This window comes from Vibrio sp. V43_P6S15P86 (assembly GCF_009904725.1).
Taxonomy (GTDB): domain Bacteria; phylum Pseudomonadota; class Gammaproteobacteria; order Enterobacterales; family Vibrionaceae; genus Vibrio; species Vibrio diabolicus.
The window spans coordinates 1-6,507 of record NZ_WXWT01000142.1; the positions used below are offsets into that span (position 1 = coordinate 1).

4 protein-coding genes are annotated in these 6,507 nt (G+C 46.5%); 1 reads left to right on the forward strand and 3 read right to left on the reverse strand.

The window, feature by feature from the left end:
* Positions 1-45: 45 nt before the first annotated feature.
* Both epd and CAG69_RS06255 read right to left on the reverse strand, forming a co-directional pair.
* Positions 46-1,083, reverse strand: coding sequence for an erythrose-4-phosphate dehydrogenase (epd, locus tag CAG69_RS06250; protein WP_046875106.1), 1,038 nt, complete (start codon positions 1,081-1,083; stop codon positions 46-48).
* A 131-nt stretch (positions 1,084-1,214) separates the two neighbouring features.
* A complete protein-coding gene (locus CAG69_RS06255; RefSeq protein WP_005393952.1) occupies positions 1,215-3,173 on the reverse strand; it encodes a ligand-gated channel protein in 1,959 nt (652 codons plus the stop codon).
* A gap of 140 nt (positions 3,174-3,313) precedes the next feature.
* Between CAG69_RS06255 and CAG69_RS06260 the strand changes: the two genes are divergently transcribed.
* Positions 3,314-4,207, forward strand: coding sequence for a LysR family transcriptional regulator (locus tag CAG69_RS06260; RefSeq protein ID WP_161443229.1), 894 nt, complete (start codon positions 3,314-3,316; stop codon positions 4,205-4,207).
* Between the two features lie 94 nt (positions 4,208-4,301).
* On the opposite strand, the gene tkt is transcribed toward CAG69_RS06260, so the two are convergent.
* Entirely contained in the window at positions 4,302-6,296 is a 1,995-nt protein-coding gene (tkt, locus tag CAG69_RS06265; protein ID WP_161443231.1) for a transketolase, read from the reverse strand.
* Positions 6,297-6,507: the final 211 nt, after the last annotated feature.

Here is a 6,507-nt window from a genome sequence, read left to right on the forward strand (position 1 = left end):
TTATTTCAAGGCTTGAAATAAAAATTCTCCATCACTTCTTCGTCATTACTGCTCCACTTGCGAAGAAGCTTGCATTGCTAAGGCAGTATCCAGCATCCGGTTAGCAAAGCCCCATTCGTTGTCGCACCAAACGAGCATTTTTACGAGTTGCCCGTTACTCACTCTAGTCTGGCTTCCATCTACAATCGCACTATGGGGGTCGTGGTTAAAGTCGATGGAAACGAGTGGCGATTCAGTATAGTCAACAATGTTACGTAATGTACACTGAGATGCGTTAACAATGGTTTGATTTACGTCATTAACTTTCACATTTGTATTAATTGTGACACTTAAATCCATTGCGGTGACGTTAACGGTTGGGACACGAACAGAAATTGCTTCGAATTTGTTGGAAAATTTCGGGAAGATTCTTTCAATCCCCTTATGCAACTTGGTGTCAACCGGAATAATAGATTGGCTCGCAGCGCGGGTACGGCGTAGATCGTTATGGTACGCATCGATTACTTGCTGATCGTTCATGGAAGAGTGAATCGTGGTAATGGTACCGGACTCAATACCGAAGGCTTCATCTAACACTTTAATGATGGGAACGATACAGTTGGTGGTGCATGAGCCATTAGAGACAACACGGTGTTCATCTTTCAGAGTTTCGTGGTTCACACCATAGATAATCGTATTATCTATGTCGCTTGCGCCCGGGTGTGAAAACAGCACTTTCTTCGCGCCAGCTTCTATATGCGCTTGCCCATCGGCTTGTGAACCAAACACGCCAGTGCAATCCAAAACAATATCGACTTCTAAATCGCGCCAAGGAAGTAATTCGAGTTCAGAGAGGTGAAGAATGCGAATAGAATCATATTCGCCGCTGTCATGATGAACATGCAAGTGTTCTTGGTCGTGGGAGATTTTTTTACCGAAGCGACCATGACTAGTGTCATATTGCAGTAGGTGCGCCATCGCTTCTGGCTGCGCTAATTCGTTAACCGCCACAACCTTGATCTGCTGATGTTTTCCGCTTTCATACACGGCTCGCAGAACATTACGACCTATACGTCCAAATCCATTGATCGCAACCTTTAGCATTTATCCTTCGCCCTACCAAAAATTTCGTGTCACAGATACTACCTGATCAGGCTGAAAAACGCACCTGTTGAATCATAGTAAAGCAGGATTAAAAAAGGCCGAGACAATGCTCGGCCTTATTACAACAATAATTAAAATGCGACGTCTAAACCTAACCAGTAGCGACGACCATCTTCGACATATCCGTATTCTTCGTAACTGATTTCCTCATCCAGCAAGTTATAGATCGCACCTTTAATACGAGTATTATCGGTTAACTGGTATGTCACACCAGCGTCAACAAAAGTATAAGCAGGCTCTACGATACTGTTTCTTGATGGGCCAGTAACCGGATCCATTTCTTTACCTCGGTAAGTGACTTTAGCCCAGCTTTCTAGATCTGTTGTTGTTTGCCAGGTTACATCCACATTAAACAAATGCTTTGGTAACTGCTGCAGTGGCATGCCTTTGTATTCACCTGTTTTTTGCTCTGAGTCGGTAAATGTGTAGCTCGAGCTGAGGTAAATGGTTTCCGTTAACGGCGATGCTAAGGTCGCTTCAATACCTTGTGTGACCGCTTCGTCCACGTTAATGCGGTACGTTGGATCTGCACCCCATTGGTTTGGTCCATCAGTACAGATGGTATCTGGACAAACAACACGTGTGATCTTGTCTTTGAACTCATTATGGAACGCAGTCAAAGAGACATCTAAACCGGAGTCACCTTGGTACAAGACACTGATTTCTTTGTTTAGCGACGTTTCAGGGTCAAGGTCTGGGTTACCGTAGATATTACCGCCGCCACTGACTTGCGCCCAACCAGGAGTAATTTCACGTAATTGCGGAGAACGGAAACCTGTTGCCACGCCACCTTTCACAGTCCAAGACGGGTCAACTCGCCATACACCATAGACACGCGGACTAAAGTGCGCGCCATAGTTTTCGTCATGATCTAGACGACCACCAAGCGTAACGCTAAACGGATCGGCGATTCTCCATTCATCTTCAATGAAAACAGCCCACTGCGTATTCGATGTTTCGGTCTTCGATGACGCTTTGTTGGAGGTGAAATCCTCAAGCTCTGCATGAGTGGCGTCCACACCAGTCGTCAGCGTATGGTTTCCAATTCCAGTCACTAAGCTCGATTTGAACGTGGTGTTGGTGATCGTCATCTCGCGAGATTTGTTCTCGCTCTCTTCACGTTGTAAGTAAGTATCTGAGATGCCAACCGAGTCCCAGTCGCCATTGTGACTTAGCGTTACATAATTACGACGATATTCGTTGAGTGAATCCTCACAACCTCTTCGGCAACCCGTCGTTGGTACGGAAAGGCCAACGTTACCGCGACGACTTTGTGCCGATGTGCCACCCTCTAGTTGCACAGAATGGCGGTCATTAATCTGGTAGGTCAGTTTTGAAGAGATACTTTGCATATCTTTATCTTCATAGCCGTATTCAATATCGTCTTCTTCTCTTGCGGTATACTGACCGTATACTTGGAGAGATAGATTTTCGGCTAGCGGCCCATTGACGAAGAAATTCGCGCTCTGCTCTCCGCCCGAGCGACTGTTTTCTTGCAGAACCGTGCCTAGCTGAACATTACCTGTCCACTCCATCGCGTCTTTTCGCGTGATCACGTTAATTACACCACCAATCGCATCAGAACCATAAAGCGTCGACATTGGACCACGGATAACTTCAATTCGCTCAATCGCTTGAAGAGGAGGTAACCAACCTTGTTCGATACCGGGGCCGTCACTATTTGGGCGAGTTTCACGTGTGCTTTGACGTTTACCATCGACCAGTATCAAAGTGTATTTAGAACCCATACCACGGATACTGATATCGGTAGTGTCACCACCACCTGTTACGACGACACCAGGCACACTTTTTAGTGCATCAGTCACATCGCGGTAATAACGAGAGTCCAACTCCTCACGTGAAATCACACTAATACTTGCAGGCGCGTCCGCTTGAGATTGCTCATAACTTGATGCAGTTACAACCACTGTTTCCATTTTAGAAACCGCATCATTGGCAAACACATGAGGAACACTGACGAAGGCTAAAATACCAGTTGCAGTAATAACTGGCAGTCTAAGAGTAGACATCTACATCTCCATAATTGATAATGATTATTATTTTCGAAAGTAAATTATTCACAAATAGAATGAGATGCATAGTGAGAGTTATGGAACGGTTCTTCCCGTTTATGGAACCCGTGCATAACGCAGTAAGGAGTAAATGAAATATGCACGACTTAGCATCAATTCGAGCCTTTGATGCGCTCAATCAGCATAAGAGTTTGACCGCCGCTGCCAAGGCCCTTAACCAGCCTAAATCAACGCTAAGTCGTCGCTTAGCACAATTAGAAGAAGATTTCGGTCAGGCTCTAACCGCAAGACAAGGTAACCGATTAGTTCTGACAAGAGCGGGAGAAATTTTTGCCCACTACAGTCGCCAGATTCTTGAGCTAAGTGAAGAGAGTTATGACGCGCTTCAAGGTTTAACAAACCAAGTTTCAGGGCCGCTGCATATTGTTTGTCACACAGCATTAGTTAGAAGTTGGCTAGGTGGTGTGCTCAACGGTTTTCTTGCCGATAATCCTGATGTTAGGGTTCAGCTTACCAGTGACTTTTCTGAAGCGCACCATGACCCAGATTTGTTCATCTGGCTCGGTGAACGTAAAGAGCTAGACTGGCGAAAAGAAGTGCTGGGGGTATTTCGCTATACGCCTTTTGCCTCTCCAAATTATCTAAAACAACATGGGCCTATACCGCACCCCAAAGAGCTTGAAGCACATCCATGGATCGATTTTGGTTCAGTGCAAGAAAATGGATTGATGCTAGCACACCCTCAACACGGTGAGTTCTTTTTAGAGCCATTTGTGAGTCGCTTATACAGCGACAACATCGCAATGCAGATCGACAGCATCGCGAATGGTCATGGTATTGGACTGCTGCCAACTTGGACAGCAAGCGGCTACGAGAAACATCATCCGGGTCGAATCACACCTTGCTTAGAAGGTTGGCTTTCAGAGCCCATCTCCATTAACTGCTATACGCCTGCAGGAAGACCACCACTGCGCTTATCCGTACTTTTAGACTGTATTCACCAAAGCATTCCACAAGGTTGGAAAACCTGACAAAAAACAAAAAAGGCCATCGCAATGATGGCCTTTCCAACTTTAGTATCTAACAGTCGTCCTTTACGTTCGGACTATTGAGACAATCTAGCAGTTACGCTAGCAATTCTTTTGCTGTGTTCACTACGTTTTCAGTCGTGAAGCCAAACATCTCGAATAGCTGACCAGCAGGTGCAGATTCACCAAATGAAGTCATACCGATGATGCGACCGTCGAAACCAACGTACTTGTACCAGAAGTCTGCGATGCCCGCTTCGATAGCGATGCGTGCCGTTACGTCTGATGGCAATACTGCTTCACGGTAAGCGGCGTCTTGTTTGTCGAATGCATCTGTTGATGGCATTGAAACCACGCGTACTTTCTTACCTTCTGCCGTTAGTTGAGTCGCAGCTTCTACTGCTAGCTCAACTTCAGAGCCTGTTGCGATAAGGATAAGCTCTGGCTGGCCTTCACAATCTTTCAGGATGTAAGCACCTTTCGCGATGTTCGCTACTTGCTCAGCTGTACGATCTTGTTGCGCTAAGTTTTGACGAGAGAAGATAAGTGCTGTTGGTGCATCTTTACGTTCAATCGCTAGTTTCCATGCTACGGCAGACTCAACCTGGTCACATGGACGCCATGTGCTCATGTTTGGCGTTACGCGTAGAGATGCCATTTGCTCAACAGGTTGGTGAGTTGGGCCATCTTCGCCAAGACCGATCGAATCGTGCGTGTACACTTGGATATTCTGAATTTTCATCAGCGCAGCCATACGCATTGCGTTACGCGCGTATTCCATGAACATTAGGAATGTCGCACCGTAAGGAACGAAACCACCGTGCAATGCGATACCGTTGATGATAGCAGTCATACCGAATTCACGTACACCGTAGTGGATGTAGTTGCCAGAGAAGTCATCCGTTTCTAGAGACTTAGAACCAGACCACATGGTCAGGTTAGAAGGCGCTAGGTCAGCTGAGCCGCCCATGAATTCAGGAAGCATTTGACCAAACGCTTCTAGTGCATTTTGCGATGCTTTACGTGATGCAATGTTCGCTGGGTTTGCTTGAAGATCAGCAATGATTTGGTTCGCTTTTTCTTCCCATTCTGCTGGAAGTTCGCCGTTTAGACGACGTTTAAGCTCTGCTGCTTCTGCAGGGTAAGCTGCTGCGTATGCTTCGAACTTTTCATTCCAAGCCGCTTCTTTCGCTGCACCTGCTTCTTTTGCGTCCCACTCAGCGTAAACATCTGCAGGGATTTCAAATGGACCGTACTCCCAACCTAGGTATTCGCGAGCCGCTTGAATCTCATCGTGACCTAATGGCGCACCGTGACAGTCGTGCGAACCAGACTTGTTAGGAGAACCGAAACCGATAATTGTTTTAGTACAGATTAGAGTCGGGCGAGGATCCGCTTTAGCCGCTTCAATCGCTGCGTTGATTGCTTCAGGATCGTGACCGTCTACCGCTGGGATTACGTGCCAGCCGTAAGCTTCGAAACGCTTAGGTGTATCGTCAGAGAACCAACCTTCAACGTGACCGTCGATAGAGATACCGTTGTCATCCCAAAACGCGATCAGTTTGCCTAGACCTAGCGTACCTGCTAGAGAGCATGCTTCGTGCGAGATGCCTTCCATCAGGCAGCCGTCACCCATGAACACATACGTAAAGTGGTCAACGATGTCGTGACCTTCTTTGTTGAACTGTGCCGCTAGTGCTTTCTCTGCGATAGCCATACCAACAGCATTAGTGATGCCTTGACCAAGAGGACCCGTTGTTGTCTCGATACCAGGCGCGTAGCCGTACTCTGGGTGACCTGGGGTTTTTGAGTGCAATTGACGGAAGTTTTTCAGATCGTCAATAGATAGCTCATAACCGCTTAAGTGCAGTAGAGAGTAAATAAGCATTGAGCCGTGACCGTTTGATAGCACGAAGCGGTCGCGGTCGGCCCACTCTGGGTTTGATGGGTTGTGGTTTAGGTGAGAGCGCCAAAGAACTTCAGCGATATCAGCCATACCCATTGGTGCGCCTGGGTGGCCTGAGTTAGCTTGTTGAACACCATCCATGCTTAGAGCACGAATTGCATTGGCAAGATGTTTACGAGACGACATGTCTGCTCCTGAGTACATTAAGCGAAACGAAAAGTAGGTCATAATTCTCTCAAAGCCCTGTTGGGTGTGCAAACGTTTTCCAGTCCAAAACCTCACAAATATTGCACCTTTCGCGCCAAATCGTTCGAAGTTCTTAAAATTATCAATAAATCAGGCAAACGTTTGGTTATAACAAAAACCAAAAAAGAGCTTGTAATTCGAGCAATCAAAT

Excerpts from the sequence above, each read along its gene's own strand:
- epd (WP_046875106.1), bottom strand. The coding sequence starts at position 1,083 with ATGCTAAAGGTTGCGATCAATGGATTTGGACGTATAGGTCGTAATGTT.
- CAG69_RS06255 (WP_005393952.1), bottom strand. The coding sequence starts at position 3,173 with ATGTCTACTCTTAGACTGCCAGTTATTACTGCAACTGGTATTTTAGCC.
- CAG69_RS06260 (WP_161443229.1), top strand. The coding sequence starts at position 3,314 with ATGCACGACTTAGCATCAATTCGAGCCTTTGATGCGCTCAATCAGCAT.
- tkt (WP_161443231.1), bottom strand. The coding sequence starts at position 6,296 with ATGTCGTCTCGTAAACATCTTGCCAATGCAATTCGTGCTCTAAGCATG.